The sequence below is a fragment of the Pseudoalteromonas sp. 0802 genome (assembly GCF_013350085.1).
In the GTDB taxonomy this organism is placed as follows: Bacteria; Pseudomonadota; Gammaproteobacteria; order Enterobacterales; family Alteromonadaceae; genus Pseudoalteromonas.
In genome coordinates this window covers 1-2,565 of the sequence record NZ_JABVXE010000054.1, presented here as the reverse complement: position 1 = coordinate 2,565, position 2,565 = coordinate 1, and the positions used below count along the sequence as shown (strand labels likewise).

Here is a 2,565-nt window from a genome sequence, read left to right as displayed (position 1 = left end):
GTAAAAGACAATCAAAGCTACAGCCTAATGGGTGGCAGTTATTATCGTTATATTCGCGAAAGAAACACCGAATTAAGCCTAGGTCTTAACTTATTACACTGGTCGTATAAGTATAATTTAAGTGAAGAAACCTGGGGACATGGTGGCTATTACAGCCCACAAAACTACTTGGGCGCTTCATTACCTGTGATTTTTGATAAGCGAGTTGGTCATAATTTTATATATAGGCTTCGTGCTGGGGTGTCTTGGTCAACCACCACGACAGACGACATCGCATTTTTTCCTAACGACCCTATTTTGCAAGGCCAAGCAGAGGCTCAAACAGCTGTAACGGGTGTTGTACCTTACTTTGAAGGCGATACCAGCAGTGGTTTATCGTATAACTTAGGGGCAAGTTTTGAGTATCGATTCACGCCTCATTGGTTCTTTGGTGGTTACGTCAACTTAGATAGAGCCGATTTTTACGAGCCGAATTATGCTCAGCTGTACTTCCGTTATTACTTTAATCCGGTGTATAGCGAACTGGCTTTCCCGGGTAAACCTGTCGTACCTTATGCTAGCTACTAACTAACCTAACGTATTATTCAGAAAAATTGCCTCTCCAGATGATGCATATGAATAATATAGTTTCAGTAGAAATAGAGCCTATTAATTATAAAGTTGAACACAGTAATACAATATGGTTACAACAAAAATTTATGGTTAGAAAACAAGTATGTAATTTTTTAACTATAGTGAACAAGCATATGCTTTTGTGGTTAACCTGTTATTTTTTCCTTTCATCATATAGTCTTCATAATTGAACTTGCAATTTGGATAAATGTGCTGAAGACTTGAGCAAAAACGAAAATGATTTATTCTACAAAACAAATTTTTCTTGATGTCGTTTACATGGGAGCTGGAATTATAAAGTTTCTTTTGAAAAAGGGACCAACAAGTGCGCTCTAATACTCAACTATTGGTCATTATTCTGACTAGCTTATTACTAACAGCATGCGGTGGGGATAAAACAACAAAAGAAGTCGCAACAGCTCCTGAACAGTCTGGTTTGATTATTTCTGTCGAAAATGGCGTATCAGCTGAATTCGCACAAGGCGATGTCACACTTAATGCAATAAGTAACACAGTCACAACAGACACTACATTTACTTACACTGAGACGAGCGCTTCAAGCACGGATATAGAGCAAGGTATTGTCTCGAGTATTCATACCTTTCGCCCTAATAACCTGATATTTGCTGAGCCATTAAGTTTAGCGATTAAATTACCAGATGAACAAACCAACCTTGCTTTTAGCATAGTTCAGTTAGTCGATGAGCAATGGCAAACTCTCAGTACAGAACAAAGCAATGATGGATTTGCAGTCAGTGCTATTACAGAATTTGGTAGCTTTGCTTTAATGTCTCGCACCGTTCCTGCAGCCAGTAAAACCATTGGCGAGCAATGTAATGACACAGCCAGTAACCAAACAGTACGCTTTATTCATGTTGCTGACTTACACGCGCGCTTCGGCTTTAAAGAGCAGTTATTCAGCCGTATTCGCAGTTACTACGACAAGGCTAAACTTGAAAACCCTAATACTTTATTCACCAATGGCGGTGACGATTATGAAAAAGGCACCGTAGCTGAACAAACATCACAAGGGTTAGCCACAGTCGAAGCAATAAAAGCCATGGCCTTTGACGTACGTGTGATTGGTAACCACGACTATGCATGGGGACCTGAGCAACTACTGGACTTTGCCGATGACGATAATGCCATCGTGCTTTCAAGTAACACCGAATATGATGGTAGCGATGATACGCCGTTTGCCGGTGTTGATTTTTCTGTTGTCCAAGTAGGTTGCCTTCGTATCGGCTTTTTTGGCATGACTTCAGTGCCTTGGAATGAACTCGATGAACCAGTTGAAGACGAGCCTATTCCTGATTTTATCGCTAATTTTAAAATGAATTGGCAGTGGCAAGAAGTGGCTGAGCAGCTTGTAAACCAATACCGTCAAGATGTTGATTATATGGTTATGGTGAGTCACTTAGGTGAAGGCACAGACACCCGCATTGCACAAAATGTTACTGGAATTGATTTAGTGCTTGGTGGGCATACCCATGGCGGTGAAAGTTATCAAACCTTAGATAACGGCAGTATTGTTATTCAGCCAAACTTTTTTGCACAAGGTCTAACGGATCTTACCTTAACCTTTAACCTTGAAGACAAAACTCTTGCAGATGTTGATTACAATACCGTCGCAACCACCAGCATTACGAGCCGAGATGAAAACACTAAGACCGCTATCGATGAAATCATGGGTCGCTATGCTCCAGACGCAAACACCGAAATTGCCGTTTCAGAAAACTACCCCACTGCAGAAGAACTCACCACGATTACAGCCAAAGCGACTATGCAGCAGTTCCCTGCTATTGATGCCGCCTTACTTGATGCAAGCCAAGTACAAGATCGTTGGCTACCAGGTACATTAACCCAAGAAGACTTCCATGCCGCGTTTAAGGTTGAACGCCAACCATCGAATACCCCGGGCTTTAATTCAATTTATCAAGTTGAGGTGACAGG

Annotated in this window: 2 protein-coding genes; both read left to right on the top strand. The window is 41.2% G+C overall.

All coding sequences use genetic code 11. The features are described from left to right. Positions 1–567: cellulose synthase subunit BcsC-related outer membrane protein (locus tag HUS61_RS21040; protein ID WP_175086999.1), on the top strand; the 567-nt coding region annotated here is incomplete at its 5' end. 370 nt (positions 568–937) lie between these two features. Further along, positions 938–2,565 (top strand): metallophosphoesterase (locus HUS61_RS21035; RefSeq protein ID WP_175092378.1); only part of this gene is annotated, 1,628 nt, incomplete at its 3' end.